This is a genomic window from Sphingomonas sp. JUb134 (genome assembly GCF_004341505.2).
In the GTDB taxonomy this organism is placed as follows: Bacteria; Pseudomonadota; Alphaproteobacteria; order Sphingomonadales; family Sphingomonadaceae; genus Sphingomonas.
In genome coordinates this window covers 1,591,190-1,617,130 of the sequence record NZ_SLYP02000001.1, presented here as the reverse complement: position 1 = coordinate 1,617,130, position 25,941 = coordinate 1,591,190, and the positions used below count along the sequence as shown (strand labels likewise).

At 68.0% G+C, this 25,941-nt stretch carries 26 protein-coding genes; 9 read left to right on the top strand and 17 right to left on the bottom strand.

Annotated elements, in window-relative coordinates; genetic code table 11:
- Positions 1-10: 10 nt before the first annotated feature.
- From EDF69_RS07685 to EDF69_RS07665, 6 genes are all read right to left on the bottom strand, one after another.
- Positions 11-403 carry a barstar family protein gene (locus EDF69_RS07685; protein WP_132882677.1) on the bottom strand — a complete coding sequence of 131 codons (393 nt, stop codon included), beginning with the start codon at positions 401-403 and terminating at the stop codon, positions 11-13.
- An 8-nt stretch (positions 404-411) separates the two neighbouring features.
- Positions 412-834 carry a lysozyme inhibitor LprI family protein gene (locus tag EDF69_RS19615; protein ID WP_132882676.1) on the bottom strand — a complete coding sequence of 141 codons (423 nt, stop codon included), beginning with the start codon at positions 832-834 and terminating at the stop codon, positions 412-414.
- A gap of 66 nt (positions 835-900) precedes the next feature.
- Positions 901-1,230 (bottom strand): hypothetical protein, encoded by a 330-nt coding sequence (locus EDF69_RS07680; protein ID WP_132882675.1) that lies wholly within the window; start codon positions 1,228-1,230, stop codon positions 901-903.
- A 318-nt stretch (positions 1,231-1,548) separates the two neighbouring features.
- Complete coding sequence (locus tag EDF69_RS07675) at positions 1,549-2,574, bottom strand: IS110 family transposase (RefSeq protein WP_132884636.1); 1,026 nt, start codon at positions 2,572-2,574, stop codon at positions 1,549-1,551.
- A gap of 99 nt (positions 2,575-2,673) precedes the next feature.
- On the bottom strand, positions 2,674-4,380 hold the full coding sequence (locus EDF69_RS07670; RefSeq protein ID WP_132884420.1) for a DEAD/DEAH box helicase: 1,707 nt from the start codon (positions 4,378-4,380) through the stop codon (positions 2,674-2,676).
- A gap of 229 nt (positions 4,381-4,609) precedes the next feature.
- A complete protein-coding gene (locus tag EDF69_RS07665; protein WP_339538021.1) occupies positions 4,610-5,452 on the bottom strand; it encodes an MlaA family lipoprotein in 843 nt (280 codons plus the stop codon).
- Positions 5,453-6,203: 751 nt separating this feature from the next.
- Here EDF69_RS07665 and EDF69_RS07660 point away from each other — a divergent pair.
- Entirely contained in the window at positions 6,204-8,093 is a 1,890-nt protein-coding gene (locus EDF69_RS07660; RefSeq protein ID WP_204991333.1) for an alkyl sulfatase dimerization domain-containing protein, read from the top strand.
- A 10-nt stretch (positions 8,094-8,103) separates the two neighbouring features.
- A complete protein-coding gene (locus EDF69_RS07655) occupies positions 8,104-9,006 on the top strand; it encodes a transporter (protein WP_132884417.1) in 903 nt (300 codons plus the stop codon).
- A 19-nt stretch (positions 9,007-9,025) separates the two neighbouring features.
- Here EDF69_RS07655 and EDF69_RS07650 read toward each other — a convergent pair whose 3' ends face one another.
- Together EDF69_RS07650 and nadA are read right to left on the bottom strand one after the other, a co-directional pair.
- Complete coding sequence (locus EDF69_RS07650) at positions 9,026-9,862, bottom strand: AIM24 family protein (RefSeq protein ID WP_132884416.1); 837 nt, start codon at positions 9,860-9,862, stop codon at positions 9,026-9,028.
- 38 nt (positions 9,863-9,900) lie between these two features.
- Complete coding sequence (gene nadA / locus EDF69_RS07645) at positions 9,901-10,911, bottom strand: quinolinate synthase NadA (RefSeq protein WP_132884415.1); 1,011 nt, start codon at positions 10,909-10,911, stop codon at positions 9,901-9,903.
- A 135-nt stretch (positions 10,912-11,046) separates the two neighbouring features.
- On the opposite strand from nadA, the gene EDF69_RS07640 reads away from it, so the two are divergent.
- On the top strand, positions 11,047-12,603 hold the full coding sequence (locus EDF69_RS07640; RefSeq protein WP_239555366.1) for a DUF1570 domain-containing protein: 1,557 nt from the start codon (positions 11,047-11,049) through the stop codon (positions 12,601-12,603).
- 78 nt (positions 12,604-12,681) lie between these two features.
- Positions 12,682-13,086: a Dabb family protein gene (locus EDF69_RS07635; RefSeq protein ID WP_239555364.1), complete on the top strand. Its 405-nt coding sequence runs from the start codon at positions 12,682-12,684 to the stop codon at positions 13,084-13,086.
- 12 nt (positions 13,087-13,098) lie between these two features.
- Here EDF69_RS07635 and EDF69_RS07630 read toward each other — a convergent pair whose 3' ends face one another.
- The gene (locus EDF69_RS07630) at positions 13,099-13,521 is read right to left on the bottom strand and encodes a VOC family protein (RefSeq protein ID WP_132884414.1); all 423 of its coding nucleotides are present in this window, start codon (positions 13,519-13,521) and stop codon (positions 13,099-13,101) included.
- A 154-nt stretch (positions 13,522-13,675) separates the two neighbouring features.
- On the opposite strand from EDF69_RS07630, the gene purL reads away from it, so the two are divergent.
- From purL to bfr, 4 genes are all read left to right on the top strand, one after another.
- Positions 13,676-15,895 carry a phosphoribosylformylglycinamidine synthase subunit PurL gene (purL, locus tag EDF69_RS07625; RefSeq protein ID WP_132884413.1) on the top strand — a complete coding sequence of 740 codons (2,220 nt, stop codon included), beginning with the start codon at positions 13,676-13,678 and terminating at the stop codon, positions 15,893-15,895.
- A 369-nt stretch (positions 15,896-16,264) separates the two neighbouring features.
- On the top strand, positions 16,265-17,521 hold the full coding sequence (locus tag EDF69_RS07620) for a DUF418 domain-containing protein (protein ID WP_132884412.1): 1,257 nt from the start codon (positions 16,265-16,267) through the stop codon (positions 17,519-17,521).
- Positions 17,522-17,613: 92 nt separating this feature from the next.
- Positions 17,614-17,784, top strand: a complete 171-nt coding sequence (locus EDF69_RS07615; protein WP_125961363.1) for a (2Fe-2S)-binding protein — start codon at positions 17,614-17,616, stop codon at positions 17,782-17,784.
- Positions 17,785-17,890: 106 nt separating this feature from the next.
- Entirely contained in the window at positions 17,891-18,382 is a 492-nt protein-coding gene (gene bfr / locus EDF69_RS07610) for a bacterioferritin (RefSeq protein ID WP_125961468.1), read from the top strand.
- A 74-nt stretch (positions 18,383-18,456) separates the two neighbouring features.
- Here bfr and EDF69_RS07605 read toward each other — a convergent pair whose 3' ends face one another.
- Positions 18,457-18,885 carry a winged helix-turn-helix transcriptional regulator gene (locus EDF69_RS07605; RefSeq protein ID WP_132884411.1) on the bottom strand — a complete coding sequence of 143 codons (429 nt, stop codon included), beginning with the start codon at positions 18,883-18,885 and terminating at the stop codon, positions 18,457-18,459.
- Positions 18,886-18,950: 65 nt separating this feature from the next.
- Here EDF69_RS07605 and EDF69_RS19800 point away from each other — a divergent pair, with 65 nt between their 5' ends.
- On the top strand, positions 18,951-19,889 hold the full coding sequence (locus tag EDF69_RS19800; RefSeq protein WP_132884410.1) for an aromatic alcohol reductase: 939 nt from the start codon (positions 18,951-18,953) through the stop codon (positions 19,887-19,889).
- A gap of 42 nt (positions 19,890-19,931) precedes the next feature.
- On the opposite strand, the gene EDF69_RS07595 is transcribed toward EDF69_RS19800, so the two are convergent.
- The 7 genes from EDF69_RS07595 to EDF69_RS07565 form a co-directional block, all read right to left on the bottom strand.
- The gene (locus EDF69_RS07595; RefSeq protein ID WP_132884409.1) at positions 19,932-20,711 is read right to left on the bottom strand and encodes an SDR family oxidoreductase; all 780 of its coding nucleotides are present in this window, start codon (positions 20,709-20,711) and stop codon (positions 19,932-19,934) included.
- 145 nt (positions 20,712-20,856) lie between these two features.
- On the bottom strand, positions 20,857-21,060 hold the full coding sequence (locus tag EDF69_RS07590; protein ID WP_132884408.1) for a sulfurtransferase TusA family protein: 204 nt from the start codon (positions 21,058-21,060) through the stop codon (positions 20,857-20,859).
- Complete coding sequence (gene der / locus EDF69_RS07585; protein ID WP_132884407.1) at positions 21,057-22,412, bottom strand: ribosome biogenesis GTPase Der; 1,356 nt, start codon at positions 22,410-22,412, stop codon at positions 21,057-21,059. Before der ends, EDF69_RS07590 begins: the two co-directional genes overlap by 4 nt.
- 18 nt (positions 22,413-22,430) lie before the next feature.
- On the bottom strand, positions 22,431-23,765 hold the full coding sequence (locus EDF69_RS07580) for an outer membrane protein assembly factor BamB family protein (protein WP_132884406.1): 1,335 nt from the start codon (positions 23,763-23,765) through the stop codon (positions 22,431-22,433).
- Positions 23,762-24,484: a tetratricopeptide repeat protein gene (locus EDF69_RS07575; RefSeq protein WP_132884405.1), complete on the bottom strand. Its 723-nt coding sequence runs from the start codon at positions 24,482-24,484 to the stop codon at positions 23,762-23,764. Before EDF69_RS07575 ends, EDF69_RS07580 begins: the two co-directional genes overlap by 4 nt.
- A gap of 68 nt (positions 24,485-24,552) precedes the next feature.
- The gene (gene panB / locus EDF69_RS07570; RefSeq protein WP_132884404.1) at positions 24,553-25,419 is read right to left on the bottom strand and encodes a 3-methyl-2-oxobutanoate hydroxymethyltransferase; all 867 of its coding nucleotides are present in this window, start codon (positions 25,417-25,419) and stop codon (positions 24,553-24,555) included.
- Positions 25,420-25,468: 49 nt separating this feature from the next.
- A complete protein-coding gene (locus tag EDF69_RS07565; protein WP_132884403.1) occupies positions 25,469-25,816 on the bottom strand; it encodes an ArsC family reductase in 348 nt (115 codons plus the stop codon).
- Positions 25,817-25,941: the final 125 nt, after the last annotated feature.

The following is a 25,941-nucleotide window of genomic DNA, read 5'->3' as shown; positions in this document are numbered from 1 at the left end:
CGCGACGCAGCTAGGCGGCGACCAGTTCAATGTTGGGATGGTCGGCGAGGATGTGGAGGATGGTGTCGAAGTAGGTCGGCCCCTCGCCGCGCTCGACCGCGTCGAGCTGGCGGCGGATTCGGGCCACGTCGAAGCGGTCGGGCCGCTGGAGCTTTGCGCGCAGGTGGGCGGCGGTGGCCTCTGACCCGAGCGCCGATCGGCTCGTCTCCAGGTCCTTCCAGACGAGCCGCACGGGTTCCCGGCCCGCGATCGCGCCATAGCCGCCGTGCAGCAGGTCCTCGAACGCGTCGAGGCTTTCGCCCAGCGTCCAGTCCTCTCCGGCCATGAAGACGCGGTTCACCTCGGCATAGAAGGAAGCGATGTCGCGGATGCGGGCGCCTTCGAGCGTGAGGGTCTTGGTCACGGACGCGGCTATCGCGCCTGGTCCTGGAGCACGGAGGCGAGGTCCGGGCGCGGGAGGATCGGCGGGGTGCTGTCCATGTAGGTGAGCCAGTGGCTCCAGATCACATGGGTGCGCAGCTTCGTGAGGCGGGTGCGGCAGGTGATGCCCATGTGGGTGCGGATCGTGCCGCCGATCCAGTTCTGGTACACGCTCGCGCATTCGGCGTCGCGATAGCGGATCCAGGCGCGCTGGGCCTCCACCAGTTCCTTGGCGGTCTGCGCCTCCCCTTCGCTGCGCAGCCGGCGCATCGCGGCCTGGTAATAGCGGTTCAGCTCGGCATCGGCCGCGGCGAGTTCGGCGGAGGCGCAGGCGTCGACCGAGGGCGTGTCGGCGCCGGGGCAGGACGCGGGCTCCGCCGACTGGAGGAACAGGGCGAGCGCGAACAGGGGCATGGGGAGTCCTTGGAATTGCCGGTTGCAGCGATGCCGTGCCGACCAGAAGACGGGATCGGCGTTGCGCTACATCAGCGGGCGGCGTTGCGGATCGAGGACGGTGACCTCCTCGAAGCCGGCGGATTGCAAGCTGTAGATCGCGCCGCCGATGCAGCGATACGGGACGTCGTTCGTGTTCAGCAGGATGCGGGCGCTGCGTCCGGGCTTCGCTTCGGGGCGGGCGGTGGCGAGCAGTTCCTGGGGGGTGACCGTGCGCCCGCCGGCTTCGATGGTGCAGTCGGCGGCTGGCCCTCGAACCACGATTTCGAACGGCGCGGGCGCCGCCCTGCCCGTCGCGTATCCGGCCAGGGCGAGCGCGAGGGCTGCGATGATCGTGGAAGGAAGGGCCGGCTGCATCGGCGGAGGATGCCGCATGTCCGGCACGCTAGCAACGCGCCTGCCGAGGTGCGGCGGGCACAAAAACGTATGGCTCGCCCCGTCGGCAAGCGGTTTGTGTCTGATGTTCTGAGCAGTCTGCGAAAACGTATCCGGCCTTCCAACACGAGGTTGTTGGCCAAGATGGAGATCCGCGCGTCCTGGTCCTCATAAAGGGGCCGGCATCGAGTGCCATTTTTAGCCATAGGGTTCCGGGACACCGGTCGACTGTCAGGCCATCTTTCACTCACCTCCCGCAGACATCATTTAGCTGGCGCAAGGCGCGCCGGCCGAGCTTGTTCAGGCTGCTTGTGCAACCGGATCGTAGGTGCGCTCGTGTCGCAGCAGCGCCCACACGATACGCGCCATCTTGGCGGCCAATGCCACCACGACGGTGTTGTGATGAGAACGTGAGAGGAGACCGCGCAGCCAGGCGCCAAGTCGCGTATCGCTCTTGCTCATGACCGGCAGGGACGCACGCGCACCTTGGATCAGGTTCTTGCGCAGGTAACGGCTCCCACGTTTGGTGATACCGAGCAACCGCGGCTTGCCTCCGGTCGTTGCCTGCCGCGGCACCAAGCCCAGCCATGCGGCAAGGTCGCGCCCGCGCCCGAAGGTCCGGGCATCCCCGATCGCTGCCACCAGCGCAGTGGCATTAAGCGCACCGATGCCGGGAATGGTCAGCAATCGCCGTGTCCGTTCATCCGCCCGAGCCGCATCGGTGAACTCGGCATCGAGATCTGCGATCCGTTCGTCGAGCGCGCTCCAGCGCAGGCGCATGTCGCTCACCAGCCGGTGAATGCGGGAGCCGAGTACCGGTTCGTCACCATCCAGCATCTCACCCAGCCGAAGGGCAAGCTTTGCACGCCCCTGTGGGACGATGTAACCGCGTTCGAGGAGGAGGCTCCTGATCTGGTTCATCAGGGAGGTGCGGTCTCCGACAAGCTGGTCACGGATACGATGGAGCGTCTGCATGTCGAGTTGCTCCTCGGTCTTTAGCTCGACAAACCGCATAGTCGGCCGTGTCGCCGCCTCGGCGATCGCCTCGGCATCACGATCATCGTTTTTCTGCGCCTTGACGTAAGGGCGGACGTATTCCGGCGACATCAATCGTACCGCATGGCCTTGTCGCGCCAAGGCACGTCCCATGTGATGCGCACCGCAGCAGGCCTCCATCGCCACAACGCAGGCCGGCAAGGTCGCCGCGTAGGTGATGACTGTCTCGCGCCGCATTCGTCGGCGGACGACAACCTTGCCAATTGCGTCCAGCCCAACCACGCTGCAGCTGTTCTTGCCAAGATCGATCCCGAGCACAGAAATGTCCATGACCTTCGCTCCTTCCGCAAACGACCCGCTGTCGTGAAGCAACAACGGTTCAGATAAGGGGCGAGCCATCCATAAAGGGGGCCGAAGCCCCCTTTTCGGTTAGCCGCGCGGGCCGCCGCGGGGGCGGAACGGGCGGGCGTGGTGGCGCGGCTGGTTGGGGCCGCCGCGGGGCGGGCGCGGGCCGCCGGTGCTGCCCGGGGGCGGCGGACCGTCCATCGGCAGCACGCGCAGGTCGTCGTCGCCCTCGCCCGCGGTACGCTTGATCGCGGCCACGAAGCGGCTGGCGACGGCGCGCGGAATCTGGAAGGCGGTTTCGTCCGCGGCGATGCGGATCGCGCCCACTTCGCCCTTGGTGATGTGGCCGCGGCGGCACAGCAGCGGCAGCAGCCAGCGCGGATCGGCGTTCTGGCGGCGGCCGATGTTCATGCGGAACCAGACGCTGTCCTCGAAGCCGGCACGCGGGCCGTCGTCGCGCGGACCACGCTCGCCGCGGTCGTTGCCGCCGACGAGGTCCTCGGCCGCGGGCAGCTTGGCGCGATAGGCGCGCACCAGCATCGCGGCGATGTCGGCGGGCTCGCGCCCTTCGAGCAGGCGGGCGCCCAGTGCGCGATCCTCCTCGTCCAGCTCCACCGTGTCGCTGAGCTTGGCGAGCAGGCGCTCGCGATCGGCCTCGCGGATGGCGTCGGCGCTCGGCACCTCGACCCACTCGGCGTTGATCTTGGCACCGCGCAGCATCATCTCGACGCGGCGGCGGCGCTGATAGGGCACGACCAGCGCGGCAATGCCCTTCTTGCCCGCGCGGCCGGTGCGGCCGGAGCGGTGCTGAAGCGCCTCTGCATCGCGGGGCAGTTCGACGTGGATCACCAGGCTGAGCGAAGGCAGATCGATGCCGCGCGCGGCGACGTCGGTCGCGACGCACACGCGGGCGCGGCGATCGCGCAGCGCCTGGAGCGCGTGGTTGCGCTCGTTCTGGCTGTGCTCGCCCGAGAGCGCCACGGCGTCGAAGCCGCGCTCGACCAGGCTCGCGTGCAGGCGGCGGACCGCCTCACGGGTGGCGCAGAAGAGGAAGGCGGTGTCCGGCTCATGGAAGCGCAGCAGGTTCACCACCGCGTGCTCGATGTCGGACGGGGCGACCGTCACGCACTGATAGGCGATGTCACCGTGACCGCGATCAGCGGACAGCGTCTCGATGCGCAGCGCGTCGCGCTGGTAGCGCTTGGCAAGCGCCACGATCGGGCGCGGCATGGTCGCGGAGAACAGCAGCGTGCGACGGCCGTCGGCGGTCGCGTCGAGGATCTGCTCCAGGTCTTCGCGGAAGCCCATGTCGAGCATCTCGTCGGCCTCGTCGAGCACTGCGACTCGGATCGCCGACAGGTCGAGCGCGCCGCGTTCGAGATGGTCGCGCAGGCGGCCCGGGGTGCCGACGACGATGTGCGCGCCGTGGCTGAGGCTGCGACGCTCGCGCGAGGGATCCATGCCGCCGACGCAGGTGGCGATGCGGGCGCCGGTCTGGCCATAGAGCCAGCCGAGCTCGCGCGCGACCTGGAGGGCGAGCTCGCGGGTCGGGGCGATGGCAATGGCCAGCGGAGCACCGGCGGGGCCGATCGCGCCATCCTCCCCCAGCAGCTGCGGAGCCATGGCGAGGCCAAAGGCGACGGTCTTGCCGGAGCCGGTCTGGGCGGAGACGATGAGGTCGCGCCCTTCGGCTTCGGGCTGGACGACGGCGGCCTGGACGGCCGTGGGCGCTTCATAGCCACGCGCAACAAGCGCCGCGGCGAGCGGTTCGGGAACTTTACCAAAGGGCATGGAGGCGCAAATGGCCCTTTCCGAGCCGTGGCACAAGGGCTTACGGTACCGGAGAGTCCCGGCGCGGGAGGCCGGCGGCGCCCCAGGGCGCGGCTTGGGGCGGATGCGACACTAGCGCACAAGGCCGATCGCGCTTCGGACTCCGCCCGTTCGTTCCGTCCTCATCAGAGCGCGAACCACGCCGTTCGCGGCGCGCGCTGGTAGGACCGGACCACGCAACCTGCCGGGCTCAGTTTCCCTCGACCGGCTCCGAGGGTTCGGGCGCCGGGGCTGGGGTTGGCTTCGGCTCCAGATACTCGGGAACGAACGGGTTCACGCTCGGCGGCGGCCCCGACATGCCGGCGGGATCGCCCTCGACGCGCCCGCGCAACTGGTCGATCTCGGCCTGGCGTCGATTGAGGTAGAATGCCCGGGTTGCGGCATAGGGATCGGGCGAGTTGTCGTGCAGGTCCTTGAGCGTCTGATCGAATTCCGAACGATGATCGAGCGCGCCCAGGACCCCGGCGGGCACCGAATAGCTCAGGCTCGTGAACGGACTGCCGACGCCGACCGGCAGGACCAGCCGATCGACGGCGCCGCCCAGCAAGTCCCGGACGGTCGTGGGGCCGACCAGGGGCAGGAACAGGAACGGCCCGTTCTTCACGCCATAATAGCCCAGCGTGTTTGCAAACCCGTTCGACCGCCGCGGCAGGTGGAACGGCTTCCGCTTGGCCATGTCCACGAACCCGGCAGCGCCGACGGTGGTATTGATCACGAAGCGGCCGACCGTCTCCGCTGCCTTCCCAGGCTTGAGCTGAAGCAAGAAGTTCAAGAACACGATCGGTTCACGGATGTTGTACAGGAAGTTGTGGATCCCCTTGCGGATCGGGCTGGGCACAGTCTTCTTGTAGGTTCTTGCGACAGGTCCGATGACGGTGTCGTCGACCTTCTGCGTGACGGCAAAAGACTCGGCATTCACCGCGCGCAGCGGGTCTCCTGCCGGCTCCCGGCGCCCCGTGATGACGATGTCACCGTGCGCCGCCTCTTCGGCAGGCGGCAGCTGGACGGGCGAAGCCGCGTCCGACGGGGGCACTGTACCCGGCGAGTCCGGCGAGACTTGAACCGGAACGACCGCCGGCGGAGCAGCCGTGCTGGACTGGGACTGAAGCGGCTGCGCCGGAAGGAGGGCCGGATCGACAAGCAGGACGGAAGGCGAAGCCGGGGTTGCCGAGGCAGCGCTCGCCGCGGTCGGGAAATCCGCCGCCGGCACTGAGCCCAGGGGGATGACCGCGAGCAGTAGCGCACCGGATACCGTCAACATCTACGCTCATCATCCTGCTGACCGGCTTCACCCGAATCTGAAGCACCGCAACCGGTAACATGCGCTTTCGAAGCCAAACGGCATAGGGATAATCGGCGCACGAAGCGCGTGCGGCTGGGTCTCGGGGGGGAAAAGAGCGGGCCATGGCGGCCCCCAACTTGCCTGGTTGCTGCCGCCGGCGAAGTCGCCGAGGGCGCCGAGGATCGAGCGCGGCGAAGCGACGGTGCCCCAACCCTGCCCGCCTACCACGCCTGGTAGCGGCCGATAGGAAGCCTGCACGCGGGTGGTTCGGAACCGGCAGCTTGGAACGACGGCTGGCGGGCCAGTGCCGAAAAAGCACGATGCCGCAACTTCAGCCACAATAACGCTGGTGCCATGAAAATGCAGCGGAACAATTCTACTCTATACTTGTAGTCGTATTGATCAACAGGGGTGTTGTTTCATGAGATCGCTGGCTCGCGTCCTTTCGGCGCCGTTTCTCTTTTTGTGCCCCGCGCTCTCCCAGGCACAGGAGCAACAGGGCGTGACCACGGCCACGATGGAGTCGCAGGAGCGCTTCCTCAAAACCCTCGACTTTTCCGACACCTCCGATTTCGAGGATGCGAAAAAGGGGCTTATTGAAGCGTTCAGCGATGTCATTCGCGACGCGGAAGGCAAGGTCGTGTGGGACATGAAGTCCTATGCGTTCGAGAACAACGCGCAAGCACCGGCGACCGTCAACCCGAGTTTGTGGCGCCAGGAGCGGCTGAACAATATTGCCGGATTGTTCAAAGTTTCCGAACATATCTACCAGGTCCGCGGCCTGGACCTCTCCAACATGACGATCATCGAGGGCAAGTCAGGCCTCATCATCGTCGATCCGCTGATTTCTTCCGAGACCGCGGCGGCCGCAATGGCGCTCTATCGGAAGCATTTCGGCGACCGGCCCGTCGTTGCCGTGATCTACTCGCACTCTCACGTAGATCATTATGGCGGCGTGAAAGGCGTCGTCAGCGAAGCGGATGTTCTCGCCGGAAAGGTGAAGATCTATGCGCCCGACGGCTTTCTGGAGCACGCCGTCTCGGAAAACGTCTATGCCGGCACCGCGATGAGCCGCCGGGCTCAATATATGTACGGTGCCCTGCTTCCGAAGAGCCCGACCGGACAGGTCGGCGCCGGCCTGGGCAAGACCACCTCCCGCGGCACCGTGGGCCTGATCGCGCCGACCGACAGCATCGGCGCGGGCGGGAAAGCAGTCGAACAGGTCACCATCGACGGGCTGCTGATCGAGTTCCAGCTGACGCCGGGAACCGAAGCGCCGGCGGAGATGAACATGTACATTCCCGCCTATCGCGCGCTCGGCGCCGCCGAGAACGCGACGCACACCCTGCACAACGTGCTGACCATCCGGGGCGCGCAGGTGCGCGACCCCAGCGTCTGGTCCTCATACCTCGACGACACGATCGCCCGCTATGGCGCCACCACCGAGGTATTGTTCGCGCAGCACCACTGGCCGACCTGGGGCACCGCGCGGATTTCGGCCATGCTTGCCGACCAGCGGGACATGTACCGGTACATCAACGATCAGACGCTGCGGCTCATCAACCTCGGCTACACGCCGATGGAGATCGCCGAGGAACTGAAGACCCTTCCGCCGGCACTCGGCAAGAAGTGGTATAACCGGGACTATTACGGCTCGATGAGCCACAATGTGCGCGCGGTATATCAGCGCTACATGGGGTTCTACGACGGGAACCCGGCGAACCTGAACCCCCTGCCTCCCGTGGAAGCCGCGAGGAAATACGTCGCCTCGATGGGCGGCGAGGACAAGGTCATCGCGCTGGGGCGCACGTCCTTTGCCCAGGGCGACTATCGCTGGGTCGCCGAACTCATGAAGCACGTCGTCTTCGCGAACCCGCAGTCGGCGGCGGGCAAGGCCCTCCTTGCCGAGACGCTCGACCAGATGGGCTTCCAGTCCGAGAACGGAACGTGGCGCAACGCGATGCTGATGGGCGCCTTCGAACTGCGCAACGGCGTTCCCAAGGGCGCCGGGGGGACGGCATCCCCGGATACGATCAAGGCCATGCCGCTCGCCATGTACTTCGACTATCTGGGCATCCGGTTGAACGGTCCCAAGGCTGCTTCGAGCGGAGACCTCAAGCTCAACTGGGTGTTCTCCGACCCGGCGGAGACCCATGTCGTGACGGTGCGGGGTGGCGCGCTCACCCATCGCAAGGCCGACGCATCTTCGGACGCGACGGCAACCCTTTCCCTGTCGCGCAAGACGCTGGACGCGATCACGCTAGGCCAGACCAGCTTCGATCGGGCGATCGGCGACGGTTCGATCAAGATTTCGGGAGATCGCAGCGCGGTCACCCGGCTGTTCTCCAACCTCGACACCTTCCCGATCTTCTTCAACATCGTGACGCCGTGAGGTCGCGCCCATGAGCAAGCACCATGCCGCGTTCGCGACCGCCCTGGCCGGCGGGCTGATCCTGGCGTCCCCATCCGCCTTCGCCCAGGGCGCCCGGGACTGGGAGAATGTCCCCGTCGATACGAACATCCTGTTCCTCTACTATACCTATTCGAACACCGAGGCCTCGGTTGATCCGTCGCTGCCGATCGAGGGCGTATCGGTGGACGCGCATGTGCCGATCGCGCGCTATGCGCGGTCCTTCGGCATCGCGGGCCAGGCCGCGGGTGTTCAGCTGATCGTCCCCTATGGCTTCGTGACGGCACGCCTGGATGGGACGAACCTACAGACCTACAGCGAGGGCCTGGGCGATGTGAACGCCGTCTTCGTCATGAACATCGCGGGCGCGCCTGCCCTGACCCGCCGCGAGTTCGCCACGTGGCAGCCGGACGCCTATCTCACCGGGTCGATCGGCGTGACGGCGCCGACCGGAGCCTATGACGCGGAAAGTCTCCTCAACATCGGCAAGAACCGGTGGATGGTGAAGCCGCAGCTTTCGTACGGGAAATACTTCGGCCCGCGCACGCTCCTTGCCGTGAACGGCAACGTCCAGTTGTTCGGGGCGAACGACGAATATCGAGGCGACGGCAGGCTGCAGCAAAAAGCCCTGTTCGGCGTCGACGGGCACCTCAGCCACGACGTCGGCGACCGGGCCTGGCTGTCGCTGGACGCAGTCTATGCCCATGGCGGGACCACCAAAGTCGACGGCGTCGGGCAGGACAACCGGCAGCAGACGCTGAGGCTCGGGGCGAGCGGCAGCGTCAGTCTGGACCGGGCGACGGCGATCAACCTCGCCTTTACCCGCTCCGTGGCGAAGAAGGATTATACGCCCTCGGCCACCACCTTTTCGGTGAACCTGAACAGAGCGTTCTGACCGGACGCGCGCGCTTGCCCTAGTTGTTGCCGCCGACGAAGTCGCCGAGGCCGCCGAGGATCGAGCCTTCGCCGCGGTTCTGGCCGCCCCGGCTGCCGGCGGCCGCCAGCATCCGGCCTGCCAGGCGCGAGAAGGGCAGCGACTGGATCCAGACCTTGCCGGGGCCGCGCAGGCGGGCGAAGAACAGGCCCTCGCCGCCGAACAGCACGCTCTTCACGCCGCCGGCCGTCACCAGGTCGAAATCCACCGTGTCGGTCATCGCCGCCAGGCAGCCGGTGTCGACGTGGAGTTCCTCGCCGGCGCTGAGCGTGCGTTCGACGACGGTGCCGCCCATCTGGACGAAGACCCAGCCGTCGCCCTCCAGCTTCTGCATGATGAAGCCCTCGCCGCCGAACAGGCCGGTGAGCACGCGCTTCTGGAAGTGGATGCCGATCGACACGCCCTTGGCGGCGGCGAGGAAGCTGTCCTTCTGGCAGATCAGCCGCCCGCCGAGGTCGCCCAGCCGCAGCGGCAGGATCGCGCCGGGCGTGGGCGAGGCGAAGGCGACCCGCGCCTTGCCATGGCCCTGGTGGGTAAAGACGGTGGTGAACAGGCTCTCGCCGGTCACCAGCCGGCGGCCGGCGCCGAGCAGCTTGCCCATAAAGCCGGCACCCTGCCCGCCGCTGCCGTCGCCGAACACTGTGGTCATGTCCACCGCGGCATCCTTCCACACCAGCGCGCCCGCCTCCGCCACCGCGCTTTCACCGGGGTCGAGCTCGATCTCCAGGAACTGGAGTTCCTGGCCCTTGATCTCGAAGTCGATGTCGTCGGCGATGCTGCTGCTACGATGGTGCTGCCAGGGGCTCGGATGCGGCATGGGAACTTCCTCTCGCGGGTGGGGTCAGGCGTGGGCCATCAGTCTCCGGTGACGCGGACGGGGCCGAGGTCGCCCATGCCGACCGTGCCGCTCGCCATGCCGAGCATGCGGTCGAGCGACACCTTGGCCTTCAGGCGCAGGCTCTCCTCGATCTCGATGCGCGGCTCCAGATCGCGGAGCGCCAGGTAGAGCTTCTCGATCGTGTTGAGCGCCATGTACGGGCAGATGTTGCAGTTGCAGTTGCCATCGGCACCCGGCGCGCCGATGAAGCGCTTCTCCGGCATCGCCTTTTCCATCTGGTGGATGATGTGCGGCTCGGTCGCGACGATCAGCGTGTCGCCGGGCACGGTCTGGGCGTACTCCAGGATACCGCGGGTCGAGCCGACATAGTCGGCGTGGTCGAGGATCACCGCCGGGCATTCCGGGTGGGCCGCGACCGGCGCGCCGGGATGCTCCGCCTTGAGCTTGAGCAGTTCGGTTTCCGAGAACGCCTCGTGCACGATGCACACGCCCGGCCACAGCAGCAGGTCGCGCCCGGTCTTGCGCGCGAGATAGCCGCCCAGGTTGCGGTCCGGGCCGAAGAGGATCTTCTGGCTGGGCGGGATCTGGCTGAGGATCTTTTCCGCCGAGGACGAGGTGACGATGATGTCGCTGAGCGCCTTCACCTCGGTCGAGCAGTTGATGTAGGTGAGCGCGATATGGTCCGGGTGCTGCGCGCGGAAGGCGGCGAACTGCTCGGGCGGGCAGCTGTCCTCCAGGCTGCAGCCGGCGGCCATGTCGGGGAGCACCACGATCTTTTCGGGGCTCAGGATCTTGGCGGTCTCTGCCATGAAGCGCACGCCGCAGAAGGCGATGACTTCGGCATCGGTGGCCGCGGCCTTGCGCGACAGGTCGAGGCTGTCGCCGACGAAATCGGCGAGGTCCTGGATCTCCGGCTTCTGGTAATAATGCGCGAGGATGACGGCGTTGCGCTCCTTGCGCAGCCGGTCGATTTCTCCCAGCAGGTCGACGCCGGCCAAGTTGCCGCCGATGCCGTTGCGTGCGTCCATTCCAACTTCCCCCGCGTGCCCATGATGCGGGCCACAAAGCGCCCACATGGCCATTTGCGCACGGTGCGGCAAGATGGCTGACACGCGCGACCGCGCTCGATAGGCTGCGCGTCAGGGACAAGGGGGAGAGGACGAATGCGTCGGTCGATACGGCTTGCGTCGATGATCCTGGGCCTGGCGCTGACGACGGCGGCGGCGCCGGCCAGGGCGGAGTGGTACCAGGCGACCTCGAAGCACTTCATCGTCTTTGCCGAGGGCAATGCGGAGTCGGTCAAGGAGCGGGCCGAGGAGCTGGAGCTGTTCGACGGCGTCTTCCGCTATTTCCAGAACGTGGCGGCGCGGCCGGAGGACGAGTCCAACAAGGTGACGCTCTATGTCGTGCCGAATGACAGTGCGGTGCGGCGCCTGTACGGTTCGAACAGCGCCAACATCGCCGGCTTCTACGACGGGCGGGCGAGCGGTTCGGTGGCCTTCACCCCGCAGCGCGGGCTGGGCGGCGAGGGATCGGATCGCGAGCAGGCGCGGATCGTGCTGTTCCACGAATATGCCCATCACCTGCTGCTGGGCAATTTCGCCGCCGCCTATCCGGCCTGGTTCTCCGAAGGCTATGCGGAGTTCCTGTCGACGGTGTCGTTCGACAAGGAGACGGCCTGGATCGGCAAGCCCGCGCAGCATCGCGCCTATTCGCTGCTGCACGGCGATCCGCTCCCCGCCTCCGAGCTTCTCTCCGTCAACATGAGCACGATCCGCAGGGATCAGATGGACGGGCTGTACGCGCGCGGCTGGCTGCTCACCCACTATCTGACCATCGCGGCACCGCCCGAGCGGCGGGCGCAGTTCGCCAAATATCTGGCGGCGGTGAACCAGGGAAAGCCGAGCGTCGAAGCCGCGCGCGAGGCGTTTGGCGACCTGAAGCAGCTCGACAAGGAGCTGAACGCGCGGCTGAAGGGGCGGACCTTCCCCGCGCTGCGGTTCGGGCTGGACAAGCTGCCGAAGCCGGTGGTGCAGGTACGGCCGCTCAGCCCCGGCGAGAAGGCGATGATCGGCCTGCGCATGCGGTCGGACCGCGGGGTCAATACCAAGACCGCGCAGCCGATCCTGGAGGACGCGATCCCGATCGGCGCGCGCTATCCGGGGGACGCGGTCGTTCAGGGCTGGCTTGCCGAGATGGCGCTGGACGCGCGCCGCTATGACCTGGCCGAAGCGGCGGCCGACCGCGCGCTGGCGATCGACCCGAACTCCTCCCAGGCGCTGGTCTACAAGGCGCAGGTCCTCCTCAACCGGGCGCGCGAGGCGCAGACGACCGACCCGGCCGCGTGGAAGGAGGCGCGCAGCTGGCTGTTGAAGGCGAACAAGATCGACCCCAACGACGCCTATACGCTGCTGCTCTTCTATTCGAGCTTCGGCATGGCGGGCGCAGTGCCCACCGCCAACGCCAAGCAGGCGCTCGCCCGCGCGCATGAACTGGTGCCGCAGGACGACGCGGTGCGCTTCGCCTATGCGCACCAGTCGCTGATCGACGACCGGGTGGACGACGCCAAGCGGGCGCTGCGCCCCCTCGCCTATTCGGCGCACGCCGCCCCGGACAATGGCGCAGCGCGGCTGCTGGCCCTGCTAGACGCGAAGAAGTCCGGCAAGGAGGTGGTGGCGGCGATGGAGGCGGAAGGTGCGCAAGGTGGCGGTGCCGACTGAAGCGCCGACTGGCACGACCCGCACGAGCAAACACCGCCTGCGAACCCGATCGCAGGCGCGGCAAGGATGGAGACAGGCATGATCGTGAACCGCCGAGGATGGATGGGGCTGGGTGCGGCACTGGGGCTGCCGGTGCTCGGATCGCACGCCGCGGCCGCGGCGGCGCCCCGGCAGGGCCAGATGGTGCATCACGTCTTCTTCTGGCTGAAGGAGCCGGGACGCGCGGGCGACCGGGAGAAGCTGATCGCCGGCCTCAAGACGCTGCGCGCGATCCCCGAGATCCGGGAGCTGCGGGTCGGCGTCCCCGCCCCCACCGAGCAGCGTTCGGTGGTGGACAGCAGCTATCATGTGTCCGAGCTGATGGTGTTCGACACGGTGGCAGACCAGGCGCGGTACCAGGATCACCCGGTCCACAAGCGCTTCGTGGAGACGTGCGGCGACCTGTGGGCGCGGGTCGTGGTCTACGACAGCATCGACGTGTGAGGCGCGGCGGGCTCAGGCCGCGAAGGTGACGAAACCGTTCTCGTCGATGACCCAGGCCGGGTTCCACGCGATTTCCCAGGCGTGCCCGTCCGGATCGGCGACATAGCCGCGATAGCCGCCGTGCGGCGGGGCATCCGCCGGGCGGAGGATGCACCCGCCCGCCGCGACCAGTTGCTCCATGACGGGTTCGACGTCCGTCTGGGCCGGCACGTTATGCGCCAGCGATAAGGCGCCGCCCGCCCCGGAGCCGAACCGGTTCATGTCGCGTTCCAGCGCCGCGCGATCGAAGGTGCCGAGGACCAGCCCGTTCATCTGGTAGAAGACGATCTCCGCATTTTCGAACACGGGCGTCCAGCCGAAGCCGTGCATGTAGAAGAGCCGGGATCGGTGCAGGTCCGTGACGCCGAGCGTGATGACCGAAATCTGCTGCTGCATGTGCACGCTCCTCCATCGGTTTCCGCGCCATGGTCGAGCGGGGCGCCGGTCCTGGCAAGCGGCTTGTCCGGCAGGGGCGAAAATCCCGCACCCGGCCCGGGTCTGCGCGCCTGCCCTCTAGCCCGTTCGCGCCGGTGTCGCTAAGGGCTCGCGCATGACCCAGATCACGCCCGAGATCGTCGCCGAGCACGGCCTTTCCCCCGAGGAATATGAGCGCGTCCTGCACGCGATGGGACGCGAGCCCAATCTGACGGAGCTGGGCATCTTCTCGGTGATGTGGTCCGAGCACTGCTCGTACAAGTCGAGCCGCATTCACCTCAAGAAGCTGCCGACCGAGGGACCCCAGGTGATCTGCGGCCCGGGCGAGAATGCGGGCGTGGTCGACATCGGCGACGGCCAGGCGGCGATCTTCAAGATGGAGTCGCACAACCACCCGTCCTACATCGAGCCCTACCAGGGCGCGGCGACGGGCGTCGGCGGCATCCTGCGCGACGTGTTCACCATGGGCGCTCGGCCGGTCGCGAACCTGAACGCGCTGCGCTTCGGCCGGCCCGACCATCCCAAGATGCGCCACCTGATCGCGGGCGTGGTCCACGGCATCGGCGGCTATGGCAACTGCGTGGGCGTGCCGACCGTGGGCGGCGAGGTGAACTTCCACCCCGCCTATGACGGCAACATCCTGGTCAATGCGATGACCGTGGGCGTCGCCGACACGGACAAGATCTTTTACTCGGCCGCCTCGGGCGTCGGCAATCCGATCGTCTATGTGGGGTCGAAGACCGGCCGCGACGGCATTCACGGCGCGACCATGGCCTCGGCCGACTTCGGCGAGGATTCGGAGGAGAAGCGTCCCACCGTCCAGGTCGGCGACCCCTTCACCGAAAAGCTGCTGATCGAGGCGTGCCTGGAACTGATGGCGTCCGACGCGATCGTGGCGATCCAGGACATGGGTGCTGCCGGCCTCACCTCTTCCTCGGTCGAGATGGCGTCCAAGGGCGGCGTCGGCATCGAGCTGGTGATGGACGATGTTCCCCAGCGCGAAGAGGGCATGACGCCCTATGAAATGATGCTGTCGGAGAGCCAGGAGCGCATGCTCATGGTGCTGAAGCCCGGCCGCGAGGCCTTCGCCGAGGCGATCTTCCGCAAGTGGGAACTCGACTTCGCGATCATCGGCCGCGTGACCGACACCGGCCGCATGGTGCTGAAGTGGAAGGGCGACACGGTTGCCGACATTCCGCTCGCCCCGCTCGCCGACGAAGCGCCGCTCTACGACCGTCCCCACGTGCCGACGCCGAAGCCGGCAGAGCTGACGAACGTGCCGGCCTGCGGCGATCCGGCGGCGGACCTGTTGAAGCTGATGGGATCGCCCGACATCGCCAGCCGGCGCTGGATCTGGGAACAGTACGACCACATGGTCGGCGCCGACACCGTGCAGCGCCCCGGTGGCGACGCCGCGGTGGTGCGCGTGCATGGCACCAAGAAGGCGCTGGCGATCACCACCGACTGCACGCCGCGCTATTGCTTTGCCGACCCGGTCGAGGGCGGCAAGCAGGCGGTGGCCGAGGCATGGCGCAACCTGACCGCGGTGGGCGCGACCCCGCTCGCGATCACCAACTGCCTGAACTTCGCCAACCCGCAGCGGCCGGAGATCATGGGCCAGATCGTGGGATGCCTGGAGGGCATGGGCGAGGCCTGCCGCGCGCTCGACTTCCCGATCGTGTCGGGCAACGTCTCGCTCTACAATGAGTCGAAGGCGACCGGCGGCGGCTCGGCGATCCTGCCGACGCCGGCAATCGGCGGCCTGGGGCTGATGGCCGACTGGGAGAAGTCGATGACCATCGCCTTCAAGCAGACCGGCGACATCATCATCGCGCTCGGCAATCGCTCCGGCCACCTCGGCCAGTCGCTGTGGCTGCGCGAGATCCACGGCCGCGAGGATGGGCCGCCGCCGCCGGTGGACCTGGATGCCGAGCGCCGCACCGGCGACTATCTGCGCGCCGCGATCACCGCGGGCGTGGTTACGGCCGCGCACGACGTCTCGGATGGCGGCCTCGCAGTGGCGCTCGCCGAGATGGCGCTGGCCGGCAACATCGGCGCGATCCTCGACAAGAAGCAGCCGTACGACCACGCCTGCTCCTTCTTCGGCGAGGACCAGGGCGTGTATCTGGTGACGGTGCACGACCATGCGCTGCTCGACTTCCTGAAGGGCGCGCAGGCGGCCGGGATCGACGCGGAGCCGATCGGCCGCACCATCGGCAGCCGGCTGATCTTCGAGCTGGCCGATGGCGACTTCGTCGTGTCGCTCGATGCGCTGCGCACGGCGCACGAGGGCTTCTTCCCCAACCTGATGGGCAGCGACGCCGCCCTCGCCTGACGGAACCGCCAGGGGCTGTCGATCGAGGCAGCCCCGGCCCACCCCACGCACGCCGCGCAGGCGAGACCTCTGCGAAGCGCCTGGCCGTGCTCCTGCAAAGGCAGGAGCCCAGGGTTCCAAGCACCGCGAGGCGTTGGTCTGCCTGGCCCTGGATTCCTGCCTGCGCAGGAATACGTGTGACCCAGGCACGGCGGCCCGTGCTTTGCAGCGGTTTCACGTAGGCGGGAGCGGGTTGCCCCTTTCATCCGCCTTCCCGACTGGGCGCCGGCCTTCGCCGGGGTACGGGAGAAGAAGGGGTCGGGGCGGGTTCGACTTCTGCCGGCCGCGATCCTGTTCTAGAACCGCGTCGGGGCGAGTGGGGGAACGGGTATGGCGACGACGCAGGCGGACCGGATCGGGTCGCTGGATACGGTGCGCGGGGTGGCCGTGCTCGGCATCCTGCTGATGAACATCGTGGCCTTCGCGATGCCCGATGCGGCGTACACGAACCCCAAGGCCTATGGCGGGCACCAGGGGATCGACCTGGCCGTCTATCTAGTCAACTTCGTGCTGTTCGACGGCAAGATGCGGGGGCTGTTCAGCTTCCTGTTCGGCGCGTCGATGCTGCTGGTGATCGACCGGGCCGTGGCCAAGGGCGAGAGCCCGGCGCGGGTGCACTTCCAGCGCATGGCCTGGCTGTTCGTGTTCGGCATCGCCCATCTGCTGCTGCTGTGGTGGGGCGACATTCTGAACCAATATGCGGTGATCGGGGCGATCGCCTATACGTGCCGCAACGCGAGCGTGCGGGCGCTGGTGACCCGCGGGCTGGTGCTCGCCGGGGTGGCGTGGCTGTTGTACGCCATGATGCCGCTGGGCGTGATGGCGATGCAGGCGGGCATCCATGACCCCGACCCCGCCAAGGCCGCCGAAGCCGCCAAGTCGCTGCGCGCCTTTATCGACACCATGGGCGTCCCCGGCCCTGCCCATATCCAGGAGGAACTGGCGCTGCATCGCGGCAGCTGGAGCGGCCTGGTCGCGCATCGCTGGGAAGAGCTGGCGCATCTGCTGTCGACCACGCTGTTCGTGGGGGCGGAGACGCTGGGATACTTGCTGCTGGGCATGGCGGGGCTGCGGTCGGGCATGCTGACGGGCGGCTGGTCGCGGGCGCGCTATGCGCGGTGGATGCTGGTGGGCTTCGGCGTGGGCATCCCGGGTTATGCGCTGCTCGCGGCATGGCTGGTCTCGCGCGATTTCGACCTGCTGACGGTGGCGACCGCAACCATGCCCCTCGCCGCGCTGCTGCGCGTGCCGATGATCCTGGGCTGGGCGTGCCTGATCCTGCTGGTGGCGCGGCCGGGCGGCGGGCTCACCGAGCGGCTCGCTGCGGCCGGGCGGATGGCGTTCACCAACTATCTGACCACCAGCATCGTCATGACCACGCTCTTCTACGGCTATGGCCTGGGCTGGTACGGGACGCTTTCGCGCGCGGCGCTCTATCCGATCGTGTTCGCGATGTGGGCGGCGATGCTGTTGTGGTCCCCGGCGTGGCTGTCGCGCTTTCGCTACGGGCCGTTCGAGTGGCTGTGGCGTTCGCTGGCGCGACTCGAACTGCAGCCGATGCGGAGGACCGCCGCGCTGCCCGGCTGACGGTTCGGCATACCGATTTGCGAATGCGTCGCAAAACAGTTGCGAGCAGTTCGCAATGGCGCTACCCGGTCCCGGTCAACAAGGAATCGGCAATGGTCGTCTGCGTTTGCAATGCGATTCGGGAAGACGAAGTCCGGCGGGCTGCGCGGTCCGGCGCGATGAGTGCCTGTCAGGCCTATCGCGCTCTCGGCCGGCAGGCGAAGTGCGGACAATGCGTGCCATTCGCACGCGAGATCATCGACGAGGAGCGCGCGATTGCGTGACGCTTGCAGGTAGAAAAACCGCAGATTTCTGCCGTTTTCCGCCTGTTCAAACCGGGATCAGCACCGTAGATTCACGCCCATAATTTACCAGCAAGGGCATGTGAACGTGAAGGGTGATCCCAAGGTCGTCGAGTTTCTCAACGAAACGCTCCGCAATGAGCTGACGGCGATCAATCAATATTGGTTGCACTACCGGATGTTCGACCACTGGGGGGTGTACAAGCTCGCCAAGTTCGAGCGCGAGGAATCGATCGAGGAGATGAAGCACGCCGATCGGCTGGCGGAGCGCATCCTCTTCCTGGACGGCCTGCCCAATTTCCAGCTGCTCGGCCGCCTGCGCATCGGCGAGACCGTGGTCGAGGCGATCAAGGCCGATTTGGCCCTGGAGCTGGAGGCTGTCGCCCAGCTGCGCGAGGCGATTGCGTACTGCGAGAGCGTCCGCGACTTCGTGAGCCGCGACCTGTTCGCCGAGATCCTCGAGAATGAGGAAGAGCATGTCGACACGCTGGAGCGCCAGTTCGAGATGATCGAGCGCATGGGCCTGGAGAACTACATCGCCCTCAATGCGAAGTCGGAATATGACGTGAAGGAAGGCTGAGCCTCCCTACCCGTTTCCGAAAAGATGGGGCCGGCGGCGACGCCGGCCCTTTTTTTGTGCGCGGAGGGATTGGCTCAGCCCTGGTCCGCATCCGCGCCGTCGAATCGGCGTCGGGCGGCTCGAAACGCGTCTGCGTTGTCGATCACCCAGGTCCAGAGCGGCAGCATGCCCACCAGCAGCCCGCGCCCAAGCTCCGTCAGCCGATAGTCGACCCGCGGCGGCACCTCCCGATAGTCGTGGCGGGCGATCAGTCCGTCGCGCTCCAGCTGGCGCAGGGTGCGGGTGAGCATGCGCTGGGTGACCCCGTCCAGCCGCCGGGCAAGTTCCGCGTGGCGAAGCGTTCCCGCGACCCCCAGCGCATGGACGATGCCCAGCGACCAGCGGTTGCCGGCATGGGCCAGCACCTCCCGCTTCAGGCCATCGTCCGCGTCGCTCAGCGCCGCACAGGCCGCCTGCGATTGGGCGATCACGTCTTCGAAGCTGCTTTTCGGCTGCGGTATCACGCCTGTGCCTTCTTTTGCTCGCGGATCGGCGGGCCATCTCCCCCTCCCCTTTGGAGGAGATACGAATGCACGACACCGAACCCAAGACCGATGCCACGCTCGTCCTCGGCGCGGGCGAACTGGGCATGGCGATGCTGGAGGCGCTCGCCGACCGGCGCACGGCGGACGGACGCACGCTGAGCGTGCTGCTGCGGCCCCGGCAGGACCCTGCCGCCGAGGAGCGGATCGAGGCACGGTTGCACAGCCTGGGCATCGACATCGTTCGCGCGGACCTGGCGACGGAGACGGAGGACGCGCTTGCCGCGGTGTTTGCGCGCTTCGACACCGTGATCTGCTGCACGGGGTTCGTCGGCGGGCCCGGCACCCAGCGCAGGATCACCGCGGCCGTGCTGAAGGCAGGAGTGGAGCGATACGTGCCCTGGCAGTTCGGCGTCGACTATGACGTGGTGGGACGCGGCAGCGGCCAGCCGGTGTTCGACGAGCAGGCCGATGTGCGCGACCTGCTGCGCGGCCAGTCGCGCACGCGCTGGACAATCGTTTCGACGGGCATGTTCACCAGCTTCCTGTTCGAGCCAGCGTTCGGGCTGGTCGACCTGGAGCATGACCGGGTGCATGCGCTCGGCAGCTGGGAGCATCGGCTGACGGTGACCACGCCTGAGGACATCGGCCGGTTGACGGCAGCGATCCTGGCGCATCAGCCGCGGCTGGACGATCAGGTCGTATACGTGGCGGGCGACACCGTCTCCTATGCCGAGCTGGCGGACCGGGTGGAGGCGCATCTGGAGCGGCCGGTGGAGCGCGTGCTCTGGAGCATGGAGCAGCTTCGTGCGGACGCGGCGGCGCATCCGGGGGACGGCATGCGCGCCTACCGGCTGGCGTTCGCACGCGATACCGGGGTCGCCTGGGACCGGGAGCGGACGTTCAACGCAGCGCAGGGGATCGCCGTCACCGATGTCGCCGGCTGGCTGCGGCAGCACCGCCCGGCGGGAGGTGGTCGCGGCTAGGCCAAAGGCGGCGGGCGCGGTCGGCCGCGCCCGCCGCTGCGGTCAGCCGGGGGAAGCGGCGGACCCTGCCAGCAGGCCGCCGTCGACGTGGATCTCGGTGCCAGTCACGTAGGTCGCCTCGTCCGAGGCGAGCGTCACCGCGATCGCGGCGACTTCGTCGGGCATGCCGAAGCGCTTGAGCGGGGTGTCGGCCACCAACGCCTGCATCCTCGCCTCGCGATCGGGGCCGCTGCCGAGCATCGGCTCCCAGATCGGGGTGAGGATGGCGGCCGGGTGGATCGAGTTGCAGCGGATCTGCCAGCCCTGCTGCGCGCAATAGAGCGCCACCGTCTTGCTGTGGTTGCGGATCGCCGCCTTGGACGAAGCATAAGCGGCCGCACCCGGGATGCCGACCAGTCCCGAGCGCGAGGAGATGTTGAGGATCGAGCCCCTTCCCGCCCCCTTCATCGCGCCGATCGCGTAGCGGCAGCCGAGAAAGGTGCCGTCGAGATTGACGCGATGCACCGCACGCCAGTCGGCGAGGCTGGCGTGTTCGGGGTCGTGGGGCACCATGCCCGCCTCGAACCCGGTGATGCCGGCATTGTTGACCACCACATCGGCCACCGGGACGATGCCGGCCAGCCGCGCCCAGTCGCCTTCCTCGCGCACGTCAAGGGGTTCGAACCGGCAGCCGATTTCGGCGGCCGCAACCGCCCCCATGGCGGCGTCGATGTCGGTCGCGATGACGATCGCCCCTTCGTCGTGAAAGCGGGCGGCGATGGCGCGGCCGATGCCACGCGCAGCGCCGGTGACGACGCACGTCTTGTTCTTCAGTCGTTGCATGATGTTCTCGAAACAGAGTCCGGTCGGCGGATCGCTCCGCTGGCGCAGGTTTTGCCGCCTTAGCGGTGACGCTGGATCATTTCGAAAACTCCCGAGAACGGGGTGATGGTACGCCAGCGGGTCGCCGGTGGCAATCCGCCGCGGCTCAGGCGGCGGGACGGACTTCGAACCGTGCGTCGGCGAGGCGGATCAGGCGGCGGCCGGCGGCCTCGGCCACGGCACGCATCTCGCGTTCGGCATTGGGATCATCGGCGAGCACTTCGAACGGCTCCGGGTGCTCCCCCTGGCGGAGCGCCCTGGCCAGGCGCAGGGCCGGCCAGGGGCAGCGCAGGCCGCGGGCGTCGATCATCCGTCCTTGTTGTCGAACGGGTTCTTGGGCGCGCGCAGGTTCAGTCGCACCGGCACCGCGCCGAAATCGAATTCGCGGCGGATGCCGTTGATCAGATAGCGCTTGTAGCTTTCCGGCAGCATGTCGACGCGCGTGCCGAACAGCACGAAGCTGGGCGGGCGCGTGTTGTTCTGGGTGATGTAGCGCATCTTGATGCGCTTGCCGCCAGGCGCGGGCGGCGGATTGGCCTCGATCGCGCGATCGAACCAGCGGTTGAGCTGGCCGGTCGACACGCGGCGGCTCCACGCCTCGCGCGTCTCGAACGCAACCTTGAGCAGCGTGTCGATGCCCTTGCCGCTGAAGGCCGAGACGGTGAGCAGCGGCACACCCTTTGCCTGGGCCAGCCCTTCCTCCAGCGCACCCTTGACGCCGTTGAACAGGCTGGAGGCGTTTTCGGCCACGTCCCATTTGTTGAGGGCGATCACCAGCGCGCGACCTTCCTGCAGCACGCGATCGGCGATCTTGATGTCCTGCACCTCGAGCCCGCGGGTGGCGTCGAGCAGCAGCACGACGACCTCGGCGAAGTCGACCGCGCGCAGCGCGTCGGCGACGGAGAGCTTCTCCAGCTTCTCCTGCACGCGGGCGCGCTTGCGCATGCCGGCGGTGTCGATCAGGCGGACCGGACGGCCCTCCCATTCCCACTCGATCGCGATCGAATCGCGGGTGATGCCGGCCTCGGGCCCGGTAATCAGCCGGTCCTGGCCGAGCATGCGGTTGATCAGCGTCGACTTGCCCGCGTTCGGGCGCCCGACGATCGCGAGCTTGAGTGGCGCGTCGGGGGATTCGGGATCCTCCTCCGGCTCTTCCTCGTCCTCGCGGTCGACGAACGGGCGCAGCGCGTCGAACAGGTCGACCACACCCTCGCCATGCTCGGCCGAAAGCGGAACCGGATCGCCGAAGCCGAATGCCATCGCCTCGATCACGCCAGTCTCGCCGGCGCGGCCCTCCGCCTTGTTGGCGAGCACGATGACGGGGCGATCGGCGGCGCGCAGCCAGCGGGCGATTTCCTCGTCGAGCGGGGTCACGCCGACCCGCGCGTCGATCATGAACAGCGCGACGTCGGCGTCCATGACGGCGGCCTCGGTCTGCTGGCGCATGCGGCCGGGCAGGCTCTGCGGGTCTTCATCCTCGAACCCTGCGGTGTCGATGATGCGGAACTCGAGCCCGAGCAGGTTCGCATCCCCCTCCCGCCGGTCGCGCGTGACGCCGGGCTGGTCATCGACAAGCGCCAGGCGCTTGCCGACGAGCCGGTTGAACAGCGTCGACTTGCCCACATTGGGGCGTCCGATAATGGCGACGGTAGGAAGCGGCATGTCCGTTTTCAGCAGCGATCAGCGCCAAGCGCTGATCGTGCCCGAGTCATCGAGCAGGTAAAGGGTCGAGTTGGCGACGATCGGCGACAGGCCGATCGGGCCGCTGGAAGCCTCCACGGTGGCGCTGACGGTGCCGTCCTCGGGCGAGGCATAGACCAGCTGGCCTTCGGAGGTGGCGAGCACCAGGCGATTGCCGGCGAGCACCGGGCCGACCCACAGGATCGGGCCCTTCTTCTTCTTCTCGTTCTGGTAGCGGGGCAGCTGGTGCATCCAGCGGATCTTGCCGCTGCCGCGCGCGACGCAAAGCAGGCGCGCATCGTCGGTGACGACGAACAGCCACTCTCCGGCGACGGCGGGCGTCGAGATGCCGGCGAGGTTCTGCTCCCACAGGCGCTGGCCGCTGGTGACCTCGAGCGCGACCATGCGGCCACCCTGCCCGACCGCATAGGCGCGGCCGGCGTCGATCACCGGCTCCGCATCGATGTCGGCGAGCGAGGAGACCGAGGTGGTGGCGCTGGTGCGCGAGAGGCTGTCCGCCCAGAGCGAGCGGCCGTTCTCGTAGCGATAGGCGTTGAGCTCGCCCGAGGAGAAGCCCGCGACGACCGTACCCTGCGCCGAGGCGGGGGCGGCGACGCCGAACACGCCCTGGCTCTCGACGGAGCCGGCCTGAGTCCAGACGACGGTGCCGTCTGCCTGCGCCAGCGCGAACAGCTGGTTGTCCTGGCTGACGACATAGACCTGGTCGTTGGCGACCGTGGGCGCACCGCGCAGCGGGCCACCCGGCTTGGCGCGCCACACCTCCGCGCCGTCCGCCACGTTGAACGCGACCACGTCGCCGAGGCCGTTGGTGGCGAACAGGCGCCCTTCGCCGACGCTCACGCCGCCGCCGAAGCGCGCCGCCTGGTTGCCGTTGTCGGCATCCTTGACGGTGTTGGCGGTCCAGCCGGCAGCGCCGGTCGTCGCGTCGAAGGAATGGACGACGCCCTCCACGTCCATGACGTAGAGGCGGCCGCCGGCGACCACCGGGGCGGCGCCCAGGCGGACGCGGGTGGTGCCGCCGGGAATGCGGGCGGTCCACACGCGGCTGGGCGCAGCGGCGAGCGCGAGATGGCCCATCGCCTTCGACTCGTTGCCGCCCGGCTGGGTCCAGTCGGCATTGGCGACCGGGGGCGGCAGCAGCACCTGCACCGCGGCGAGCGACGGATCGACCGTCACGTCATTCTCCGCGGACAGGATCGGCACGCGCTCGCCAAGGATCGGCGTCTTGCGCTTGCCATCGCCCTTGAAGATGCCGCAGCCGCCCAGCAGCGAAAGCGCTGCCACGGCCGTCATCAGCTTCGCGCTGGTCCTCATCCTGCGTTCTTTTCCTCTGAGGTGGGGGTCGTCGGCGCCTTGGAGGCGGGCGCGTCTACGCCAAGAGCACTCGCCATCTGAACCGCACGTTGCCGGATCGATTCCGGCACGCTCTCGGTCTGGGCCATTTCCCCGAACATCTTGCCGGCCAGGTCACGGCGACCCAGGCGGATATAGGCGACCGCGACCATCTCGCCCGCGCTGCCGAACCAGGGGCTCTGCTTGCTGGCGAGGCCGCGCAGCCGGTCTACGACGGCCTGGGGCTTCAACGTGTCATATTCGGCCGCGGTCTGGCGCAGGAGCGCAAGGTCGCGGAACTCGCCCGGAAGCGAGGTGTCGTTTGCGACCTCCGCGAACTTGGCGGCGGCGCCCTTCAGGTCCTGCTTGTTGAGCAGGATGTCGGCCTGCACGAACTTTGCCGAGGCGCGGTAGCCGTCGCTGCCCGAGCTCTCGAGCTTGGCGAGCGCGCTCGTGGCGGCATTGACCTTGCTCGCGCCCAGGTCGTCCATCGCCTGCTGGAGCAGCACGCCCTGTTCGGCCGCCTTCTCCTTCTGGTGGTGCTGCCACCAGATCCAGCCGCCGAACGCCGCCAGCACCGCGACGATCGCCACCGCGACCCACAGGCCGTAGCGGCGGCCGAAGCTCGCCACCTGGTCGCGCCGCAGCTCCTCGTCGACCTCGCGCAGGAAGGCCTGGTTATTCTGGGGGGTGAGCGCCAAGTCCTACTCCATGCGTGCGGCGAACGAAGCGCGCTATCTAGCCGCGCGGGAAGGGAAACGAAAGCCGTTCAAACCCTGGGTTGATAGAGGTGTTCAGCGTTGGGAAACGCACGCGACCGCACCTCCCCCGCATAGGCCTCAACCGCGGCCGAAATACGGCCGGCGAGATCTTCGTAGCGCTTCACGAACCGCGCGGTGCGATCGAACAGGCCGAGCATGTCCTCCCCCACCAGGACCTGGCCGTCGCACTGCGCCGACGCGCCGATGCCGATGGTGGGACAGGCGATGCGGTCCGTCACTGCGATCGCGATCGGCTCCAGCACGCCCTCGATCACGACCATGAAGGCGCCCGCGTCCGCGATCGCGACGCCGTCGGCGACGATCTTGGCAGCCTCCGCCTCGCTGCGGCCGCGCGCGCCATAGCCGCCGAGCAGGTTCACCGCCTGCGGCGTCAGGCCGATGTGGCCGATCACGGGGATGCCGCGCTCGGTAAGGAAGCGCACGGTGGGCGCCATCGCCTCCCCGCCCTCCAGCTTGACGGCGGCGGCGCCGGTTTCCTTGAGGAGCCGTGCGGCGCTCTCGAACGCCTGGGCCGGGCTCGCCTCATAGCTGCCGAAGGGCATGTCGATCGCGACCAGCGCATGGGCACTGCCGCGCACCACCGCCGCACCATGCGCCGCCATCATCTCCAGCGTGACCGGCACGGTCGACGGCAGGCCGTAGATCACCTGCGCCAGGCTGTCGCCGACGAGCAGCACGTCGCAATGCGGATCGAGCAGCTGCGCCATGCGCGCGGTATAGGCGGTGATCATCACCAGCGGCTCGGCATCGGCACCCTTGCGGGCGCGGAGCGCGGGCACGGTCAGCCGCTTGGGAGGAGGCGACGCGGGATCGGCACGACGCGCGCCGCGCTCGATGGAGGAGGTGGTGGACATGGGGGCGGAATAGAGGGTGCGGCGCCAGCGCGCCAGTCACTCGCGCCGATCAGCGCCAGTGCTGCGCATAGGCATCCGGCTTGAAGCCGACCAGCAGCGCATCCCCATCCTCCAGCACCGGGCGGCGGATCGACGAGGGGTTGGCGAGCATGATCGCCATTGCCCGGTCGCGGTCGAGGTCGGCGCGCTGCTCTTCGGGCAGCTTGCGGAAGGTGGTGCCGGAGCGGTTGAGCAGCGCCTCCCAGCCGAGCCGGTCGACCCACCGCTCCAGCGCCTGCCGGTCGACACCGGCGGTCTTGTAGTCGTGGAAGGTGAAGGCGACGCCTTTCTCCTCCAGCCAGCTGCGCGCCTTCTTCATCGTGTCGCAGGCGCGGATGCCGTACAGGGTGGCGGTCACATCGGGTCCTTGGTGGTTTGGGTTGGCCCGGGAGTAGCCGCGAGGGTCGAGAAAGGCGACCGCCGAGTGCCTCGGCGGTACCCACCCCCGGCCCCTCCCTTCCAGGGAGGGGAGAGGCAGCCTGT

Bases quoted from the DNA above. Each gene is read 5' to 3' on its own strand.
- EDF69_RS07590 (WP_132884408.1), bottom strand. From the start codon at position 21,060: ATGATCGACGCCCGCGGCCTGCGCTGCCCCTGGCCGGCCCTGCGCCTG.
- EDF69_RS07630 (WP_132884414.1), bottom strand. From the start codon at position 13,521: ATGCAGCAGCAGATTTCGGTCATCACGCTCGGCGTCACGGACCTGCAC.
- panB (WP_132884404.1), bottom strand. From the start codon at position 25,419: ATGTCCACCACCTCCTCCATCGAGCGCGGCGCGCGTCGTGCCGATCCC.
- EDF69_RS07615 (WP_125961363.1), top strand. From the start codon at position 17,614: ATGGTCGTCTGCGTTTGCAATGCGATTCGGGAAGACGAAGTCCGGCGG.
- EDF69_RS07635 (WP_239555364.1), top strand. From the start codon at position 12,682: ATGATCGTGAACCGCCGAGGATGGATGGGGCTGGGTGCGGCACTGGGG.
- EDF69_RS07650 (WP_132884416.1), bottom strand. From the start codon at position 9,862: ATGCCGCATCCGAGCCCCTGGCAGCACCATCGTAGCAGCAGCATCGCC.
- EDF69_RS07580 (WP_132884406.1), bottom strand. From the start codon at position 23,765: ATGAGGACCAGCGCGAAGCTGATGACGGCCGTGGCAGCGCTTTCGCTG.
- nadA (WP_132884415.1), bottom strand. From the start codon at position 10,911: ATGGACGCACGCAACGGCATCGGCGGCAACTTGGCCGGCGTCGACCTG.
- EDF69_RS19800 (WP_132884410.1), top strand. From the start codon at position 18,951: ATGCACGACACCGAACCCAAGACCGATGCCACGCTCGTCCTCGGCGCG.
- EDF69_RS07680 (WP_132882675.1), bottom strand. From the start codon at position 1,230: ATGCAGCCGGCCCTTCCTTCCACGATCATCGCAGCCCTCGCGCTCGCC.
- EDF69_RS07670 (WP_132884420.1), bottom strand. From the start codon at position 4,380: ATGCCCTTTGGTAAAGTTCCCGAACCGCTCGCCGCGGCGCTTGTTGCG.
- EDF69_RS07655 (WP_132884417.1), top strand. From the start codon at position 8,104: ATGAGCAAGCACCATGCCGCGTTCGCGACCGCCCTGGCCGGCGGGCTG.
- EDF69_RS07640 (WP_239555366.1), top strand. From the start codon at position 11,047: ATGCGTCGGTCGATACGGCTTGCGTCGATGATCCTGGGCCTGGCGCTG.
- EDF69_RS07595 (WP_132884409.1), bottom strand. From the start codon at position 20,711: ATGCAACGACTGAAGAACAAGACGTGCGTCGTCACCGGCGCTGCGCGT.
- EDF69_RS19615 (WP_132882676.1), bottom strand. From the start codon at position 834: ATGCCCCTGTTCGCGCTCGCCCTGTTCCTCCAGTCGGCGGAGCCCGCG.
- purL (WP_132884413.1), top strand. From the start codon at position 13,676: ATGACCCAGATCACGCCCGAGATCGTCGCCGAGCACGGCCTTTCCCCC.
- der (WP_132884407.1), bottom strand. From the start codon at position 22,412: ATGCCGCTTCCTACCGTCGCCATTATCGGACGCCCCAATGTGGGCAAG.
- EDF69_RS07675 (WP_132884636.1), bottom strand. From the start codon at position 2,574: ATGGACATTTCTGTGCTCGGGATCGATCTTGGCAAGAACAGCTGCAGC.
- EDF69_RS07620 (WP_132884412.1), top strand. From the start codon at position 16,265: ATGGCGACGACGCAGGCGGACCGGATCGGGTCGCTGGATACGGTGCGC.